This is a genomic window from Limnohabitans sp., assembly GCF_023910625.1.
Lineage (GTDB): Bacteria > Pseudomonadota > Gammaproteobacteria > Burkholderiales > Burkholderiaceae_C > Limnohabitans_A.
Genome location: NZ_JAAVVW010000003.1, coordinates 936,262 through 955,059 on the forward strand (window position 1 = coordinate 936,262; position 18,798 = coordinate 955,059).

Annotated in this window: 8 protein-coding genes and 2 pseudogenes; 7 read left to right on the forward strand and 3 right to left on the reverse strand. The window is 58.9% G+C overall.

Features of this window, described 5'->3' with window-relative positions; translation table 11 throughout:
• Window positions 1-123: 123 nt before the first annotated feature.
• The 4 genes from HEQ17_RS07600 to HEQ17_RS07615 all read left to right on the forward strand — a co-directional run bounded on the left by HEQ17_RS07600 (window position 124) and on the right by HEQ17_RS07615 (window position 6,975).
• A complete protein-coding gene (locus tag HEQ17_RS07600; RefSeq protein ID WP_296292176.1) occupies window positions 124-1,416 on the forward strand; it encodes an ATP-binding protein in 1,293 nt (430 codons plus the stop codon).
• A gap of 21 nt (window positions 1,417-1,437) precedes the next feature.
• Window positions 1,438-3,861 carry a DUF1566 domain-containing protein gene (locus HEQ17_RS07605; protein ID WP_296292177.1) on the forward strand — a complete coding sequence of 808 codons (2,424 nt, stop codon included), beginning with the start codon at window positions 1,438-1,440 and terminating at the stop codon, window positions 3,859-3,861.
• A 96-nt stretch (window positions 3,862-3,957) separates the two neighbouring features.
• The gene (locus HEQ17_RS07610; protein ID WP_296292178.1) at window positions 3,958-4,803 is read left to right on the forward strand and encodes an FRG domain-containing protein; all 846 of its coding nucleotides are present in this window, start codon (window positions 3,958-3,960) and stop codon (window positions 4,801-4,803) included.
• A 15-nt stretch (window positions 4,804-4,818) separates the two neighbouring features.
• Complete coding sequence (locus HEQ17_RS07615; protein ID WP_296292179.1) at window positions 4,819-6,975, forward strand: DEAD/DEAH box helicase; 2,157 nt, start codon at window positions 4,819-4,821, stop codon at window positions 6,973-6,975.
• A 95-nt stretch (window positions 6,976-7,070) separates the two neighbouring features.
• Here the strand turns inward: HEQ17_RS07615 and HEQ17_RS07620 are convergent, their stop codons facing one another.
• The 3 genes from HEQ17_RS07620 to HEQ17_RS07630 all read right to left on the reverse strand — a co-directional run bounded on the left by HEQ17_RS07620 (window position 7,071) and on the right by HEQ17_RS07630 (window position 12,184).
• Window positions 7,071-8,048, reverse strand: a complete 978-nt coding sequence (locus tag HEQ17_RS07620) for an alpha-E domain-containing protein (protein WP_296292180.1) — start codon at window positions 8,046-8,048, stop codon at window positions 7,071-7,073.
• Between the two features lie 15 nt (window positions 8,049-8,063).
• Complete coding sequence (locus tag HEQ17_RS07625; RefSeq protein ID WP_296292181.1) at window positions 8,064-9,527, reverse strand: circularly permuted type 2 ATP-grasp protein; 1,464 nt, start codon at window positions 9,525-9,527, stop codon at window positions 8,064-8,066.
• 71 nt (window positions 9,528-9,598) lie between these two features.
• The gene (locus HEQ17_RS07630) at window positions 9,599-12,184 is read right to left on the reverse strand and encodes a DNA internalization-related competence protein ComEC/Rec2 (protein ID WP_296292182.1); all 2,586 of its coding nucleotides are present in this window, start codon (window positions 12,182-12,184) and stop codon (window positions 9,599-9,601) included.
• A gap of 250 nt (window positions 12,185-12,434) precedes the next feature.
• Between HEQ17_RS07630 and HEQ17_RS07635 the strand changes: the two are divergent.
• The 3 genes and pseudogenes from HEQ17_RS07635 to HEQ17_RS07645 all read left to right on the forward strand — a co-directional run.
• Window positions 12,435-15,915 (forward strand): annotated as a pseudogene (locus HEQ17_RS07635) (transglutaminase family protein).
• Window positions 15,916-15,980: 65 nt separating this feature from the next.
• Window positions 15,981-18,626, forward strand: a complete 2,646-nt coding sequence (locus HEQ17_RS07640) for a circularly permuted type 2 ATP-grasp protein (RefSeq protein ID WP_296292183.1) — start codon at window positions 15,981-15,983, stop codon at window positions 18,624-18,626.
• A 13-nt stretch (window positions 18,627-18,639) separates the two neighbouring features.
• Window positions 18,640-18,747: pseudogene (locus HEQ17_RS07645) on the forward strand (transglutaminase N-terminal domain-containing protein); the annotation flags it as partial.
• Window positions 18,748-18,798: the final 51 nt, after the last annotated feature.

Sequence of the window (18,798 nt, forward strand, 5' to 3'; positions counted from 1 at the left end):
TCTTGTTAGTAAAACCTATGACATACTTTGTCAAAAATTGGTTGTATTAAATATCCGTTCAAGTGCATTGACGATGCCTTGAACGCCTAACATACCTCTGTCGCCCACCCTCTTGCAAAACCCATGAGCACACCCATCCTGCGCCCGCGTGAGCGCGATGCATTGATCCAATCCCTACGCGCCGGTGTCACGCCGTTGTTGGGTGCCAAACACATACAAGTAGGCCGCGACGCCGAAATGGCCGCGATGGAAACCAGCCTTGACCGCATGGCCAGCGGGGACAGCGTTTTCAAACTGGTGGTGGGTGAATACGGTGCTGGCAAAACCTTTTTCATGAACGTGGTGCGCGGCAGCGCGATGGAACGCCAACTCGTGGTGGCCCACGCTGACCTCAACCCAAGCCGCCGCCTGCACGCTACTGGCGGCGAAGCGCGCAGCTTGTATGCCGAGCTGATGAAAAACTTGGCGACCCGTGTCAAGCCCGACGGCGGGGCACTGGCCACTGTGGTTGAAAAATTCATCACCACCGCCGTGGCGCAAGCCCGGCAAACCGGAGCCAAGCCCGAAGACGTCATTCACGAAAAGCTGGCACGGCTGAGTGAACTGGTGATGGGCTACGACTTTGCCACCGTTATTGCCGCGTATTGGCGTGCGTATGAAACAGGCAACGACACACTGAAAGACAACGCCATACGCTGGCTGCGCGGCGAGTTCACTGCCAAAACCGATGCCCGCAAAGCCCTGGGCGTGCGCGAAATCATTGACGATGCCGCCGTTTACGACCAGCTCAAGCTCATGGCCACGTTCAGCCGGCTGGCGGGCTATCAGGGCTTGCTGGTGTGCATTGACGAGCTGGTCAACCTGTACAAACTCGCCAACAGCCAGGCCAGAAACAACAACTACGAACAAATCCTGCGCATTCTTAACGACTTGGAACAAGGCACCGCCCAAGGGCTGGGCGTGCTGCTGGGTGGCACACCCGAACTGCTGATGGACCCACGGCGGGGCCTGTACAGCTACCCAGCGCTGCAATCGCGCCTGGCCGACAACCCATTTGCGCGTGGCGACTGGATGGACTTGACCGGCCCCGTGCTGCGCTTGGGCACGCTGGGGCGCGAACATTTCATGGCGCTGCTGCGCAAAGTGCAGGCGGTGTACCAGCACGGGCAACCCGAGCACACCCACCTGCCCCCAGAAGCTATACCCGCCTTCATGCAGCACTGCGAACAACGCATAGGCGAAGCCACCTTTCGCACCCCGCGAACCACCATCACGGCATTCCTTGGCCTGCTGGCGGTGCTGGAGCAAAACCCTGGGGCGGCGTGGCAGACGTTATTGCAGCAAACGCAAGTGGATATTGCGAAAGCAGTAGATGCCCCTCATTCCGGCGATGAACTGTCGGATTTGATTCTTTAAAAATTATTCGGGGACGCTGAGATGACAGAAATTAAGGTTAAGGTGATTGGGAGTGGTACGGTTTCCCAGCATTCAGTTGGCGGTGGGCGGTACATGCAACTAAAAGCAATTCCAGACTACGGGGCTAAATTTATCAGATGGGAAAAATTTGACCAGTTGCAAGGTGGCTCACCTACCTTCAGTTCAACTAATTTATGCAACGTCAACACACGATATACCAGTGACGTTGTGGCTGTATTTTCCAATGAAAAAGCCGATGAGATTCAGCATAACGAATCCATGCTAAAGCTGCATGCAGATAAATTTGCAGTCGCTAATGAAGATGTTGGATTTTGGATAGACGATCCATCAGTTAAAGTAGTAAAGGAATTTGATGCGTATGGTGGACTCATTGTTAATGATGATGGAACGGTGCTTGATCAATTCACAGCTCTAATGTGGACTTACAAGACGTATCCTCAAAAAATAACCATGGAAAAAGCCATGCTGCTTGAAAAAGAATTTGCAGGCTACTCTGATTGGAGGATACCAACGCTATCCGAGTTGGAAACAATTATTCCAACATTTAATGGATTCTTTTCAACCAAATTAATTGGTTACTACTGGAGTACTAGCAGTAACAAATACCATTTGCATCGTAAAACAGTCATGGATAGTCATGGTCGAGAAGAAAGTAAAGATCCGGCTAAAAATTACGAACTACTTCGGCTTGTTAGAGATATAAAAAAACACTCTGTGAACGTTCAAACAATCGGGCTTGGTAGTGGCGCTGTGAAAAACATGATTGTTTTCGAAAAACCAGATGGAGTAATTGGGAAAATTCCAAGATTCAATAATGTTTATCCACATAATACACAAATAGAATTTGTCGCCACGCCAAATAAGGGTTCCCGTTTCTCTCGATGGTCTGGGGATGCTAGTGGCTCTACTCCAAATTTCACCACCGTAATTAGTGGGCCCATGGTCGTACTCGCAGAATTTGAACAAATTACCCACACGCTTGACTTGCAAACCCAAGGCTCAGGCGAAGGTAGTATTACACCCAACACCAAAGAAGAGCGGCACCCGCACGACACAACCGTTACATTGCAAGCAATAGCTGACGAAGGCTCAAAATTCAAGCAATGGTTTGGCGATATTGGTGGTACTGCTACCCAAGTAACCATCAAAATGGACGGTCCAAAAACCGTCACCGCTGAGTTTGTGCGGGTGTATTCGCTCACGGTATCAACCCTGGGCAAGGGTCAGGTCAAGCGTAGCGAACTTGCCAATGAGTACGAGGCCGGTAGCACCGTCACGCTGACCGCGATACCCGAAGAGGGGCATGAGTTTGTACTGTGGCACGAGGAGGCATTTAGCTCAAATCCAGTTTTCACCGTCGTCATGAATTCAAGCTGTACGGTTCTGGTGGAGTTTCGACCACTCCCGGTGTTTGACCTGAAAGTGACATACGCAGGCACAGGCAGTGGTGTGGTGCTCCCCAACAAGCAGGCGTTTTGGCAGGGCAGCGAGGTAGAGTTGATCGCTCAAGCCGCCGAGGGATGTGTGTTTGACGGATGGAGTGGCGACCTTGCTGAAGGGCTGGAAGAAAATCGCAAAGTCACCGTGAACACACACCTGGCTGTTACAGCCACATTCAACCGGGTAGAAGTTCCCGAAACCGATATTGGGGTGGTGTTTGACGGCACAACTTATGGCGATACCCAAATCGGTAATGCCACCGTATTCCTGTTCACTGTTAGCAACCGCAGCGACAGGCAAATTCAGCTTGACATTCCGCTGGCTGGCTTTGTGTCATTAGCGGGCGAAGAGATTGAGCAGGCCACCTGGGTTAAGGGGATGATTGATGGCGAAAAAGGTGCAACGCTGCGAGCGGGCACCTTCCGCAAAATGGGCTTGGTTTTTGACCGACGGCAGTTGGTCAAAGTTGAGCTGGGCGAGCATTTGCACTTAACGATGTCGCAGGGTAAGCCTGCGCAGCGGCTGACCTTCACGTTTCGGTGCACAGACGCAGAAAAACAAGTGCTCACGCTAGTGAATACGGACGTTGAATGCACAGAGCCATTGGCCGTAGCACAAGAGAACAGCCCGGAAAGCTGCGCTATGGCCGCTCAGGCCGAGCTGACCGCACGCATGCAACTGCTTGAAAAAAGTTTGCAAGAAGCCCTTAGCCGACTGAATGCCCCACCCGCCGCTGCACCAAAGCCAGCCGATGCGCCCACACAAACCTTGCCCGAAGTGTTGGCTTGGCTGTGCACCCAAAACAGCGTCCCTTTGGCTGTCTTGCGGCAAAAGCTTCTGCCGCTGGGCTTGCTGCCCAGCGCTGTGCTGGACGACGTGAATGAGCGTGCATTTGAGATAGCAGGTGAGCCAGCACTGGACGAGGTGACAGGCAGCGTGATCGTTCAGCGCGGCGTGTTGCTGCAAGTGCTTGCAGTGTGGTGACAGCATGACAACTACGAAGTCATACCTCGATATTTTTTGTTGCTTGAATGAAGTCGCTCAGCAAAATTTATTTATCAATCAAGATGAGTATTTTCCATGAGTGATATACATTCATCAAATTTAGACAAGTCCTACATTGAGTATCATCCAGACACGTGGGATGAAATAAAAAATTTCCAATCCCTTTTATCGGAATGGATTTTTCGTGGACAAGCATGCAGCTCGTGGTCTATCACAAACAGCTTAGAAAGAACACGCAAACGAGTTGCGCCCACTTTAACGAATTCACAGCTCGAAAAAAATATTGTTTCTAGATTTAAAAGGGGTGCCCATCTTGTTTCATCATATACCCCAAACTTGGATAACAGTTTGGAATGGTTGGCGCTCATACAGCACTATGGTGGACCAACAAGACTTCTAGACTTTACTCGATCATTTTATATTGCTGCCTTTTTTGCTGTGGAGACGGCTGACTCTGATGCTGCCATCTGGTGCTTGAATCCAAGAATATTAAAAAAATCTTCAGAAGTCGCAAATTTGAATTTAAATCAAAATACATTAAAATCCGAAGAAGTTTATAATCATTTAATTGACGATGAAGAAAATCTGCAAGCTGTAATCGATGTGGAGCCATTCTTTCTTAATGAGAGGCTGATTCGTCAACAAGGTCTTTTTGTGATGCCGTGCAGTCTGAATGTTGATTTTGAGACTTGTTTGTTTGGCTCGCTGGCTGGGCCAACTTCAAAACTTACCAGAGCTGATATTGATCGGGTGCAGCTTGAACTTGGAACATTCTATGAGAATGCTGCAATTATTAAAATAATTATTCCAAAAATCATTCATTCAGATATAAGACGTGATTTGGCTCGCATGAATGTGGATGCTGCCAATTTATTTCCGGGCATTGATGGTTTTGCTCGATCTTTAAATTTTTCTTTTTGAAATTTTTTAACGCACATGTTTAACCGTTTGGCCCCACCCCTGCAGCGGGCTTTGTGGCGTCTGGGTTGGAAGGGCCTGCGCGACCATCAACAAGCTGCCCTGCCGTTGATTTTGGACACGCAGGCCGATGTGATCGTGTCGGCGGCCACGGCGTCGGGCAAAACAGAGGCTGCTTTTTTGCCATTGCTCACACGTTTGTGGGGTGGTGCGGGGGTGGTGTTGTATGTGGCCCCCGTCAAGGCGCTGATCAACGATCAGGTCGAACGGTTGCAGGTGTTTTGCGAGGGCATGGACATTCCCGTTTATCCCTGGCATGGTGATGTGGGGCCAACCAGCCGCAAAAGGTTTTTTGTCAACCCGAGCGGGGTGGTACTGATCACGCCTGAGTCGCTAGAGGCGCTCCTGTTTCGCCGGGGCGGTGAGGTGCGTGGCCTGTTTGGGGCAATCGAAGCGGTGGTGGTGGACGAACTGCATGCCTTCATTGGCAATGTGCGGGGGCGGCAGCTGCAAAGCCTGTTGCACCGGCTGGAATGCCAACTGGCGCGGCGTGTGCAGCGCATTGGCTTGTCGGCCACGTTGGGTGACATGAGTTTGGCGGCAGACTTTTTGCGCCCCGGGCAAGGGCATGCGGTGCAGGTGGTGACTTCTGCTGACGAAAAGCGACACCTTCAACTGGCACTGAAGGTGGTTTGCCAGCCTGCCACCATGTCCGAAACCGACCAAGACCCCCATTGGCTGATTGCCAATGAGCTGTTTGAGCGGCTTCGTGGTGCCAACCACTTGGTGTTTCCGGCTGGGGTGGGGCTGGTGGAGTTTTACGCAGACGCGTTGCGCAAGCGGTGCGAAGCGGCGGGGCTGCCGGTCACGTTTTTCCCGCACCACGGGCGATTGGCCAAAAGCGAACGGGAAGAAACCGAAGCCGAACTCAAGCGCGGCCACCTGCCCGTGAGCGCTATTTGCACCACCACGCTGGAGATGGGCATAGACATTGGTGCCATCAAAGGCATTGTGCAAATTGGCCCGCCGCAAACGGTGGCCAGCCTGTGCCAGCGCATCGGGCGGGCTGGGCGGCGCGAAGGCGAAGCCGCTGTGTTGTGGCAATACTGCATTGCCAAAGCGCACGGCCCTGGCATGGATTGCGCCGAGGGTTTGCAACCCGATCTGGTGCAGGCGGTGGCGGTGATACAGCTCTTTCTAGCCAAGTGGTACGAGCCGCCCCGCTCGGGTGAGCTGGATTACTCCACACTGGTGCAGCAGGTGCTGAGTCTGGTGGGCGAATGCCATGGCATCACGGCGGTGGTGGCTTATGAGCGTTTGTGCCAGACCGGGCCATTCCGGGGGGTGTCGCAAGGCGATTTCATTACCCTGCTGCGGGCCATGGCGGCCAAAAAACTGCTGATGCAAGACGCCAACCGGCTGTTGCTGCACGGTGAACTGGGCGAGCGGCTGGTGAACCACTACACGTTTTATGCGGCGTTTCCTGATTCGCAGGAATACCGGCTACGCCAGGGTGGCAAAGATCTGGGCACCTTGCCATTGCCCACATCCAACCAACTGGGTGACGTGATCACCTTCGCTGGACGGCGCTGGTCTATTGAGCGCATTGATCATGAAAAGCGGATGGTGGATTTGCAGCCGTCCAGCATGGGCAAGCTGCCGCGCACAGGTGGGCAAGGCCTACCTGTGCACACCAAGGTGAGGGAAGAAATGCGAGCGGTGCTTGCTAGCCAACACATGCCGGTTTGGCTGGATGCGAATGCGCGGTCTCTGCTGCAAGAAGCTCGCAAGCAATACCTGAATCTGCAATTGGACCGCGATTATTGTGTGGCGGAAGGCGACACGGTTTACCTTTTTTTGTGGCAGGGCGACGTGGTGCAAAACTCACTGGCCGCACTGCTGAATCACCAAGGGCTGCAAGCGCGCAATGAAGGCATTTGCATCGCAGTGAAACATGCCAGCTTGGCCATGGTGACATTGGCTATTGCGCAAGTTGCGGCCCAACCCTGCCCCTCAGCAGCACAATTGTTCACGCGCAAAGACGTGCCAAACACCGAAAAATGGGATTGGGTGCTGCCGGATGAATTATTTTTGGCAGGCCAAACAAGCCGGGCGCTGGACTTGGAAGCAGCCCATGCGCTATGCATTCACCTGTACGAAACCTCTGCGCATTGAATGCTTGGTTTAGTTGGCCGCCATATGCTTTTGGTCGTTTGCCCGCTCACGACGGGCGTGGATGTTGAGCATCCATTTTTGCAACTCCTACAGAGTCAAGCCGCCTGCGGCATCAAAAACTCCCGACTGATGCGACCGCCCAGCACGTTGACCCGTTCGAGAAACTGCGTCAGGTAAGCGTGCAAGCCCGTGGCCAAAATCTCGTCAATGCGGCCGAAAGCCAGCTCCGAGCGCAAGCGGCCCGCATGGCGCAGCGTGTCGTTGTCAGCGTCATGCGAGACCAGTTTCAGATTCGCCACCACCTCGTTCAGACTGGCCAGCAGCGAGCGCGGCATGTCGGGCCGCAAGATCAACAACTCAGCCACCCGCTCGGGGCGAATCACATCGCGGTAGACCTTGCGGTACACCTCAAAACCGCTGACGCTGCGCAAGATCGCACTCCAATGGTAGAAGTCGTATTCCTGCGTACTCTCGGTCTCGGCAGCACCGTCATGCGGCGCGCCAAAAAAGTCACTTTGCATGGCATGGAACTTCACATCCACCAGCCGAGCAGTGTTGTCTGCCCGCTCCAAAAACGTGCCCATGCGCATGAAATACAGCGACTCGTCCATCAGCATGGTGCCCACCGTCACCCCGCGTGACAGATGTGATCGGAACTTGACCCATTCAAAAAACTGGCCCGGGTCGCGTTCGAAGTCCCCTTTTTTGAGCAATCGGTTGACCTCTAGCCAGGTCTGGTTTTGCGTCTCCCACACCTCGGTGGTGAGCGTCCCGCGCACGGCGCGGGCGTTTTCCCGAGCAGCGCGCAGGCAGGACAAGATGGACGATGAGTTCCTCTCGTCGCGCACCATGAAGGCCATCACATCGCGAGGGCTGATGGTTTTGTAAAGCGCCAAATAAGACGGCAGCAACTCGCTGATGGACAAAAGGCCCTCCCACCCGGCTTCAACGGCTGCAGCCGACTGGGGCAAGAGCGAGGTCTCATAGCTGACGTTCAGCATGCGGGCGGTGTTCTCAGCACGTTCCATGTAACGAGACATCCAGAACAGGTGGTCTGCGGTTCTTGAAAGCATCGGTGTTCTCCCTTGTCAGTCCTGCAAAATCCAGGTGTCCTTAGTCCCGCCGCCTTGGCTGCTGTTGACCACCAGGGAGCCTTCTTTCAAGGCTACGCGGGTCAGGCCACCGGGCACCATCTGCACTGTGCGGCCACTCAGCACAAAGGGCCGCAGGTCAATATGGCGCGGTGCGATGCCGCTGTCCACAAAGGTGGGGCAACTCGACAGGCTGAGTGTGGGTTGCGCGATGTAGCCCTCGGGGTTAGCCAGCAACGCTGCACGAAAGCGCTCGATTTCTTCTTTCGTGGAGGCAGGCCCCACCAGCATGCCGTAACCGCCCGCGCCATGCACTTCTTTGACCACCAGGTCTTTCAGGTGGGCCAGGGTGTAATGCAAGTCCTCAGGTTTGCGGCACTGAAAAGTCGGCACGTTTTTCAGGATCGGTTCCTCACCCAAATAGAACTTGATCATGTCGGGCACATAGGGGTAGACCGATTTGTCGTCGGCCACCCCCGTGCCCACCGCGTTGCAAATCGCCACATGGCCCGCCTTGTAGGCGTCCATCAGGCCCGCGCAACCCAATGTGGAGCTGGGGCGAAACACCTTCGGGTCCAAAAAGTCGTCGTCCACCCGGCGGTAGATCACGTCCACCCGCTTGGGGCCGCGTGTGGTGCGCATGTAAACGAACTGGTCTTTCACGAACAAGTCCTGGCCTTCGACCAGCTCCACGCCCATTTGCTGTGCCAGAAAAGCGTGCTCAAAATACGCGCTGTTGTACATGCCGGGCGTGAGCACCACCACTGTGGGCTCAGCCGTTGTGGCGGGGCTGGACGCGCGCAGGGTCTCCAGCAGCAAGTCAGGGTAATGCGCGACTGGAGCCACCCGGTGCTGACTGAACAGGTCGGGAAAGAGCCGCATCATCATCTTGCGGTCTTCGAGCATGTAGCTCACGCCGCTGGGCACGCGCAGGTTGTCTTCGAGCACGTAGTACTCGCCCTTGCCCGCACTGTCCGGAGCCCTCACGATGTCGATGCCGCTGATGTGCGAATAGATCTGGCTGGGCACATCCACACCCACCATCTCGGGACGAAACTGCGCGTTGTTTTCGATCTGTTCACGCGGCACCACCCCCGCCTTCAGGATGTCTTGCTCGTGGTAAACGTCGTGGATGAAGCGGTTCAGGGCGGTGACGCGCTGCACCAGCCCAGCCTCCATGCCGGCCCACTCCTGGGCAGCGATCACACGGGGGATCAGGTCAAACGGAATGAGTCTTTCGGTGCCCCCCTCGTCCGTGTTCGCGTCCTCGTCCTTGTCGCCATAGACCGCAAAGGTAATGCCTACACGGCGAAAAATCACCTCGGCCTCTTCACGCCGCGCCGCCATGGTCTGCGGGTCCTGGGCTTGCAACCAACGGGCATAGGCCCGGTAATGGTTTCGCACTTCCCCCGCTTCGCCTGCAGCGGGCAGACGGCTGTACATCTCATCGAATTGGCGCATGTCTCTTCACTCCTGAACAGAGGATAGCAAGATATATACCCACCCAGGCTTACTCCCCATCCGGTCGAACATCATGGTGCGATGACATGGTGCCAATACCGCTGACGCAAAGTCCGCTCGCATTCAACGTGGCCCGGTGACTGACTGCGCCAGGTGGCCGCGCCGCAACGGGTACTTTCCACCAGCAAAATGTCTTGTTCGCGGTAGCGCGCCACCACCGCTGGTGCCGGGTGACCAAAGCGGTTGCGGTAACCGGCCTGCACCAGGGCCAGCCGGGGTTGCAGGGCCTGCAAAAACGGCAAGCTCGAAGAGGTGTCACTGCCGTGATGGGGGGCCAGCAGCACATCCACCGGAGTCAGACCTTGTTGCACCAAGGCCCATTCCTGGGCCTGCTCGATGTCTCCTGTCAGCAGGGCCGAACCCTCGGCTGAGACGATGCGCAAAACACAACTGACTTCGTTGGGCCTGGGTTTTTGACGCCGAGCCGTTTCTGTGCTTTGGTCATCGGCAGCAAAAGGATGCAGCACCTCAAAGCTGACCCCATCCCAAATCCAGGACTGCCCCGCCTGGCAACGCGTCCTGGCTGGCCGCAAGGCATGCAAAGGGTGTTCGTCCTCCAAAGAGGTCCACAGCGCCGCCGTCTTTTGCATGGCCAGCACCGCAGCGGCTCCTCCAGTGTGGTCGCTGTCGCGGTGGCTGAGCATCAGCACATCCAGCCGCTCCCCCATTTGCACCAGCAAAGGCACCAGCACGCGGTGCCCGGCATCGCTTTGGGTTGAATAGCGTGGTCCCGCGTCGAACAGCAGGCTGTGCCGGGCCGTACGCACCAGCACGGCGTTGCCCTGCCCCACATCGGCAGCGAGCAATTCCACCTGGCCGTGCAGCGGACGCGAAGCGGTCCAAAACAAGACGGGCCACATCAATGGCAAACACAGCAGCTTCCAAGACAAGGGCGTGCGCAGCACCAGCCCCCAGGCACCAACCAAGCCCAGAGCAGCCAGCCACCAGGGCGGCATGGCCCGGGACACGCTGGCCCACGGCCAATCCGACAGCCAGCCCAAAATGGTCGACATCGGTTGCAAAGCCGCTGAGGCCAAATCCCAAAAAGCGCTGACCATCACCCCCAACATGGCCAGCGGCGTGATCACCAGGGTCACCCAGGGAATGGCCAGCACATTGGCCAGCAAACCGACCAAGGACACCTGCCCGAAAAACAACAAAGTCAGCGGGGCCAAGGCCACCGTCACGGTGGCCTGCTCACGCAACAAGGCAAACAATGGACGCAGCAGCCCAATGCCCCAATCCGGTCCCGAGGATGCACCCCAATGGGGCAAAAAAGACCCCTCCCGTGCACCTTTACGCCCAGAAGGCGCGGTGCGCTCACCCCATTTTGGTGCATTTTGGAGCAACCTGGGGCCTGACCGGTCTGATGCCATCAACACCCCCACAGCCACAAAGCTCAACCAAAACCCGGGCTGCAACAAAGCCCAGGGGTCCCAAGCCAGCACGACCGCTGCAGCCATCAACCAGACCAAGGCTCGCGGCCAATCGCGCGCCGACAGTTTCAGGGTCACCACCACCAGCAGCATCAACCAAGTGCGTTGTGCGGGCAGCCCCCAACCGCTGAACACCGCATAAAAGCCAGCCAGCATCAAGCCCGAGATGGCCCCCACATGCACTGCTGGCCAACGCAAAGGCCCCGAGAACCCCCAGCGTGCCGACTGCCGCCAAGCCCAGGCCACCCAAGCCGAGGCCAGCCAGGCAAACATGGTGACGTGCAACCCCGAAATGCTCATCAGATGCGCCACCCCGGTGGCCCTGAAGACATCCCAATCACTGCGCTCAATCGCTGCCTGGTCACCGACCACCAGGGCGGCCAAGACGCCGGCGCGTCTGGCCGCCTCGGCATCGCTGCCCGGCCCCGCCAAATGCGTCAACAAACGGTCGCGCACCGTTTGACGCCAGCCCTCTATCGGATGCATCCAGGTGCTGCCCAGCCGCACTGGCGCTGGGTCTTTGGCGCGTTGACGGACATAACCGGTGGCCCGTATGCCCTGCTCCCACAGCCACAACTCGTAGTCAAAGCCTCGGGGATTCATGTGCCCGTGAGGCGCTTTCAAGCGCACCCGCAAACGCCAGCGTTCTCCGGGTTTGACCGGCTCAGGCAATGGCGACGCATTCCAGCCGCTGTCGTACAGGCCCTCTTGCCCGTACCAGCCCAGGTACACCTGAGCAGGCAACTGTTTCGCCAAGTCCACCGGCTGCAAGGCCCCCGAGTGAGCCACCTGCCAGGCTTGTTCGATGCGAAATCGAAAGCGCCAGCCCCGGTCTTGTCGCTGGGGCATGGCTTGCACAACCCCCACCACATCCAGGTCCAACCCCTCCAGCGCTGGCGCGATGGCTGTCGAGCGCGACTGGGCGTGCAGGCCCGTCACGACAAATGCGGTCCACGCCCACAGCAAGGCCCAGGCCAGCAAGCGCCAGCGCTGCACCCCATCTACACGCCGCAGCGCCCAAGCACAGGCACAGCTCAGCGCCAAGCCCGACGCATAGCCCAGATCAGGCCACAAAGCGAGCTGTTGCAGCTGAAGGGCTACCCCCAGGCACCACGCCAAAAGGCACCAGCCCAACAGACGTGACCAAGCCATCGACATCATGCCGGGTGCTCCCGGGCACGGACTGTGGCCAGCCCAGACCCAGCTGTGCGGCATCGGTTCATGGCAGCCTCCCTGATCAGGCAATGAATGAGAGCGGCGGCCTGTGATCCGCCTTTTCCAGTTCACGCACACGCCAGTACCAACCCGGCATGGCCGCCCATGGCTTGCGATGGCTGGCGCGTGTCTTGCTTGTTGTAACCGCCCAAGCTGCATTTGTCATGCGTGTAGCCCCTGTTGCGCTGAACGAGATATGTCGATACATGTTGCCCTGCACCACGTCACCCACTACACCTATGACCGTCCGGTGCAACTCGGCCCTCAGGTGATCCGCCTGCGTCCAGCGCCGCACAGCCGCAGCCGCATCCTGAGTTACAGCCTCCAGGTCGAGCCGGCAGAGCACTTCATCAACTGGCAGCAAGACGCTTTTGCCAATTACCAAGCGCGGCTGGTCTTTCCCAAGAAGACCAGAACCTTCAAGGTCACCGTGGACGTGGTCACCGAGATGGCGGTGTTCAACCCGTTCGACTTCTTTCTGGAGCCTTCGGCCGAGGAGGTGCCCTTCAATTACTCGGCTACCGTGCGGGAAGAGTTGCGGTCTTATCTTGACAAAGACCACAAGACCCCTTTGTTCAAACAATATCTGGCCAGCATGGACCGCACGCGCCAGCGCACCATCGATTTTCTGGTGCAAGTCAACCAGCGTTTGCACCAGGATATCCGCTACACCATCCGTCTGGAACCCGGCGTGCAAACGCCAGAAGAAACACTCACACTCCAAAGCGGCTCCTGCCGCGACTCGGCCTGGCTTTTGGTGCAACTGTTTCGCCACATGAACATCGCGGCCCGCTTTGTTTCGGGCTACCTGATCCAACTGGCCCCCGATGTGAAATCGCTCGATGGTCCGAGCGGTACCGAAGTCGACTTCACCGACCTGCACGCCTGGTGCGAGGTGTATCTGCCCGGCGCAGGCTGGGTCGGGCTGGACCCAACATCTGGCCTGCTGGCCGGCGAGGGTCCACATCCCGCTGGCCTGCACCCCGCAGCCGTCTGCCGCCTGCGCCCATTGAAGGCCTGATGGACGAATGCCGAGGTTGAGTTCCACCACGAGATGAGCGTGACGCGCATCCACGAATCGCCGCGCGTGACCAAGCCCTACAGCGACGCGCAATGGGCCGATGTGCTGCAACTGGGTGAACAGGTGGACGCACAACTGTTTGAACAAGACGTGCGCCTGACCATGGGCGGCGAGCCCACTTTTGTGTCCACCCAAGACCGCGACGGGGCCGAGTGGAACACCGACGCCCTGGGCCCGACCAAGCGGGGCCTGGCCACCGAACTGGTGCACAAGCTGCGCCAGCAATACGGGCAAGGGGGCTTTTTGCACTTTGGCCAAGGCAAGTGGTACCCCGGCGAGCAATTGCCGCGCTGGGCACTCAGCATTTACTGGCGCGCGGACGGCTTGCCCTGCTGGCAAGACCCATCCCTGCTTGCCGACGAACGCGCTCCGAGCCATCACACGAGCGCCGATGCCAAGCGTTTCATGCTGGGCCTCACGCAAGAGCTGGGCTTGCCCAGCGACACGGTGCTGCCTGGCTACGAGGACACCTGGTACTACCTCTGGCGCGAACGGCGATTGCCGGTGAACGTGGATCCGTTTGATGCCAAGTTGGATGACGAGATGGAGCGCATCCGCCTGCGCCGTGTTTTCAGCCAAGGTCTGGACCAAGCGGTGGGCTATGTGCTGCCGAATTCAACCGTTGGAAACCGCCGTACCCGACTTGAGCGGTCCGCAGTGGCAAACCGGCCGCTGGTTTTTGCGCGACGAACGCCTGTACCTGATGCCCGGTGATTCCAGCATGGGCTGGCGTCTGCCGCTGGACTCGCTGCCCTGGGCCGCGCCCACCGACCGCTGGCACCTGATGGAGCAGGACCCCTTCTCACCACATCTCTCGCCGCGCATGGCTTTGCCCACAGCTCCCCAGGTCGCTGTGCAGCCAAGGCACATCACGGCAAGCCCTGCCGCCAGTGCAACCGCCGCGCAAGCCGTACCTGTTAAGTTCCAGTCCGATCCGTCAGTAGTGCGCACCGCCCTTTGCGTGGAAGTGCGCGACCCGAACCGCGCCAACGGACCCAGGGCCGAAGCCAAAGTCCTGGCCAAGGGCGAAAAGTCTGGAGTGCAATCCGGCGTGCTCTATGTTTTCATGCCGCCGTTGGCGCGGCTCGAAGACTACCTGGCACTGGTCAGGGCCGTGGAAGCCACGGCGTTCAAGTTGGGCATGAAAATCGTCATGGAAGGCTACCCGCCACCACGCGATCCGCGCCTCAAACTGCTGCAAGTCACACCCGACCCTGGGGTGATCGAGGTCAACATCCACCCCGTCCACAACTGGACCGAGCTGGTGGCGAACACCGAATTTTTGTACCAAGCCGCGTTTGAAACACGCCTGTCGGCCGAAAAGTTCATGACCGACGGCCGCCACACCGGCACCGGCGGCGGCAACCACATGGTGTTGGGCGGGGCGACGCCTGCCGACAGCCCTTTTTTGCGCCGCCCCGAGTTGCTGGCCAGCCTCATTCTTTACTGGCACAACCACCCGAGCCTGAGCTATCTGTTCAGCGGCCTGTTCATCGGCCCGACCAGCCAAGCGCCGCGTGTGGACGAGGCACGCAACGACCAGGTCTATGAGTTGGAAATCGCCCTGCGCGAGATCATGCGCAACCGCCAAAAATACGGGGAGCGCACAGAACCACACGAAGCGGGTGAACGTGGGGGCCTCGATCCTTACATGCCCCCTTGGGTGGTTGACCGCACGCTGCGCAACATCCTGGTGGACGTGACTGGCAACACGCACCGCAGCGAGTTTTGCATCGACAAGATGTATTCACCAGACAGCAGCACCGGGCGCTTGGGCCTGTTGGAGCTGAGGGCTTTTGAAATGCCGCCCCATGCTCGGATGAGCATCGTGCAGCAACTGCTGCTGCGCGCGCTGGTCGCCCGCTTTTGGGACGCAGCCTATTCAGCGCCTGTGACCCGCTGGGGCACCGAGCTGCACGACCGTTTCATGTTGCCCTACTGGATCCGCAAGGACTTTGATGACGTGCTGACCGAGTTGGGCGATGCGGGCTTTCACTTTGACCCCAGCTGGTTTGCGCCGCATTTTGAGTTCCGCTTCCCGCTGGTCGGGCAGTTCGAGTTGGATGGTGCGGTACTCACCCTGCGCAACGCCCTGGAGCCTTGGCACGTGATGGGCGAACAAAGCAGTGCGGGCGGCACCGCCCGCTATGTGGACTCGTCCCTCGAGCGCATCGAAGTCCATGTGACGGGCATGAACCCGGCGCGCCACTGCGTCACGGTCAACAGCCACCCCCTGCCCCTGCAGCCTACTGGCGTGGTGGGCGAGTACGTGGCCAGCGTGCGCTACAAGGCCTGGAACCCGCCCTCGTCGCTGCACCCGAGCATTGGCGTGCACGCGCCGCTGACGGTGGACCTGGTGGACACCTGGATGAAGCGCTCGATGGGCGGCTGCCAGTACCACGTCGTTCACCCCGGCGGCCGCAATTACGACACTTTCCCGGTCAATGCCTACGAGGCTGAAAGCCGGCGACTGGCGCGCTTTTTCCGCATGGGGCATACCCCCGGCGCGCTGCGCCAAATGCCCATCCCCAGCCCCAACACCCGCCTGCACGCCAGCGCCGAGTTCCCCTACACCCTGGACTTGCGGCGAGTCTGATCAGCGACAATCTCAGGATGCATGACACCTCGCCCTTACAGGATCGCACACCTGAAGTGCAGACCATGACTTGGCTGGCACTGCAACAAGAACGTGCCCCTGCGGGGCACTGGGACGAACTGCGGGGACAGCCCAGCCCAGCAGACCCAACGCAAACGCAAACCCTGACGGCAACACCAAACCAGAGCCCCGGTGCAAGCGAGTCAACCCCTGGCAGCAACACGGTCAGCAAGCCATGGCAAAACTTTGTGGCTCCCTTACACCCAGACCCGACCACTCGAGCGACTGAGCTCAACGCCAGCATGGCCCACTTGCAACGGCAAGTGCGCGACAACGGCATCACCTATAACGTGTATGCCTGCGCCGACCAGCCGCAACGCCCCTGGTCACTCGACCTGTTTCCGCTCATGCTGGAGCACAAGGACTGGCTGCAGATCGAAGCAGGCGTGGTACAGCGCATGCAATTGCTCGAAAGCATCATGGCCGACGCCTATGGGCCGCAGCAACTGGTGCTCAGCGGCCAGTTGCCTGCCGCCCTGGTGCAAGGCCACCCTGGTTATCTGCCAGCCATGCATGGCGTTGCCCCAGTCGGCGGGCGGTATTTATCGCTGGCCGCGTTTGACCTGGCACGCGGACCAGAGGGCTGTTGGTGGTTGTTGTCGCAACGCACCCAGGCCCCGTCCGGGCTGGGCTACTTGCTGGAAAACCGGCAAATCGTCTCACGCCAGTTTCCGCAAGCCTTCGAATCCTTTCCGGTGCAGCGCCTGGCCGAGACCTACCGCACCCTGATTGATGGCATCAAGGCGCGCAGCCCGGCGGGAGCCTCAGCGCACATCGCACTGCTGACCCCCGGCCCCTACAACGAAACTTACTTCGAACACGCCTACCTGGCCCGCTACCTGGGCCTGAGCCTGGTCCAGGGCAACGACTTGACCGTCCGCGACGAAAAGCTTTACCTCAAAACCCTGCAAGGCCTGCAGCCCGTGCACGGCTTGCTCAAGCGAGTGGACGACGACTGGCTCGATCCGCTGGAGCTGCGCACCGAATCCACGCTGGGCGTCCCCGGATTGCTGCAAGCGGTGCGCAGCGGCCATCTGCTGGTGGCCAACACGCCGGGCTCGGGTTTTCTGGAGTCGAACGCCTTGCTGGGCTTCATGCCTGCGCTGGCACGTGACCTGATGGGGCAGTCGTTGCAACTGCCCGCCATTCCCAGCTGGTGGTGCGGCGAAGCGGCTGCACTGCACGACGTGCTGCCGCGCCTGAAAACCTGCGTCATCAAGCCCACCTACCCTTACCACAGCGACCGCCAATGCTTCGAGTCCGTGCCGGGACACACCCTGTCGCGCCGCGAACAAGACGAATGGGCTGGCCGCATCCTGCGTGATCCGGACGCGCACACCCTGCAGTCGTGGTTGCCACTGTCACACCAGCCCACCTGGCACATCGGTGCCCAGGGCACGCCCTGCATCCAGTCACGCCCTGTGGTGCTGCGCGTGTTCGCCGTGACCGACGCGCAGGGTGGCTGGCAAGTCCTGCCCGGAGGCTTGGCCCGCTTGGGCACGCGCGAGGGCATCGCCTCGATGCAACGCGGCGGCTCCAGTGCCGATGTATGGGTGCAAAGTACCGCGCCAACGCCAACGCCAACACAGGCTTTTGCACCTGTGCCCCGAACCGCTGGCGGCAACGCCCCTGCGCAACCACAACAACTGGTGACCAGCCGCGCCGCCGAAAACCTGTTCTGGATGGGCCGCTACACCGAGCGCACCGAGAACACCCTGCGCCTGGTGCGCCTGAGCCTGGAAATTCTCGGCAGCGAAAACCAGCACCTGACGTGTCTGTTGAACTTCATCAACCGAATGGCCTCCCGCCATGGCATGGTGCGTGCGGGCACGCCTGCGGCCGTGCAAGCGCACCGCGTGTTTGAGCGTTCACTGATCGCAGGCCTGTGGGACCAGGAGCTGGCTACCAGCGTGGGCTTTAATTTGCGCGCCGTGCGACTGGCCGCTGCTTCGGTACGCGAGCGCCTGTCGCCCGAGCACTGGCGTTTGCTGGAACAAGCCGAGGCACGGTTTTTCAGTTCCCCGACGCACACCAGCTTGCCAGACACTCTGACCGTTCAAAGCTTGCTGACCGACACCAGTCAGATGTTGGCCGCCCTCACGGGCGCTCAAACCGACCGCATGAGCCGGGACGATGGCTGGCGGTTGCTGTCCATTGGCCGCCACATCGAGCGGCTGGAGTTTTTGTCCACGGCCCTGAGTGAGGCCGTAACGCTGGGCTTGATCGGAGAGCAAGCCGGGTTTGACACCGTGCTTGACCTGTTTGACAGCACCATCAGCTTCCATGCCCAGTACCAGCAAAGCCGAACGCCCCAGGCGCTGCTGAACTTGCTGGTGACCCACCCCGACAACCCGCGCTCCCTGGGCTGGGTGGCCCACACCTTGCGCGGGCGCCTTCGCCGCATGGCCCCGCTGGCCGATGGTGCCACACTGCCCCTGTCCGATGGGGTACCGCATTTGATCGAGCTGCGTGCCGAATCACTTTGGCCTTTGACCGACTCTTGGCCCGATGCAGGCGCTGAACTGCCCCTCACCCTGCCGTTGCTGACCACCTTGGCGCAGTGTCAAGCTGCTGCGCGTGAGATCTCCGACCGACTGTGCGCCCTGTTTTTCAGTCACAGTGGGCAAGCCCGTTACAGCGTGGGTGCTTGAAATCCGACCCCCTATGCGCCTGGCCATCACCCATGATACCTGCTACCGCTACAGCCCGGCGGTCCAAACCGCGCAGCATGTGGCGCACCTGCAGCCGTCCAACACCCCTGGACAAACGGTGCTGTGCCACGTGATGCACATCGAGCCGCACGCGCAGGTTCAACACAACATC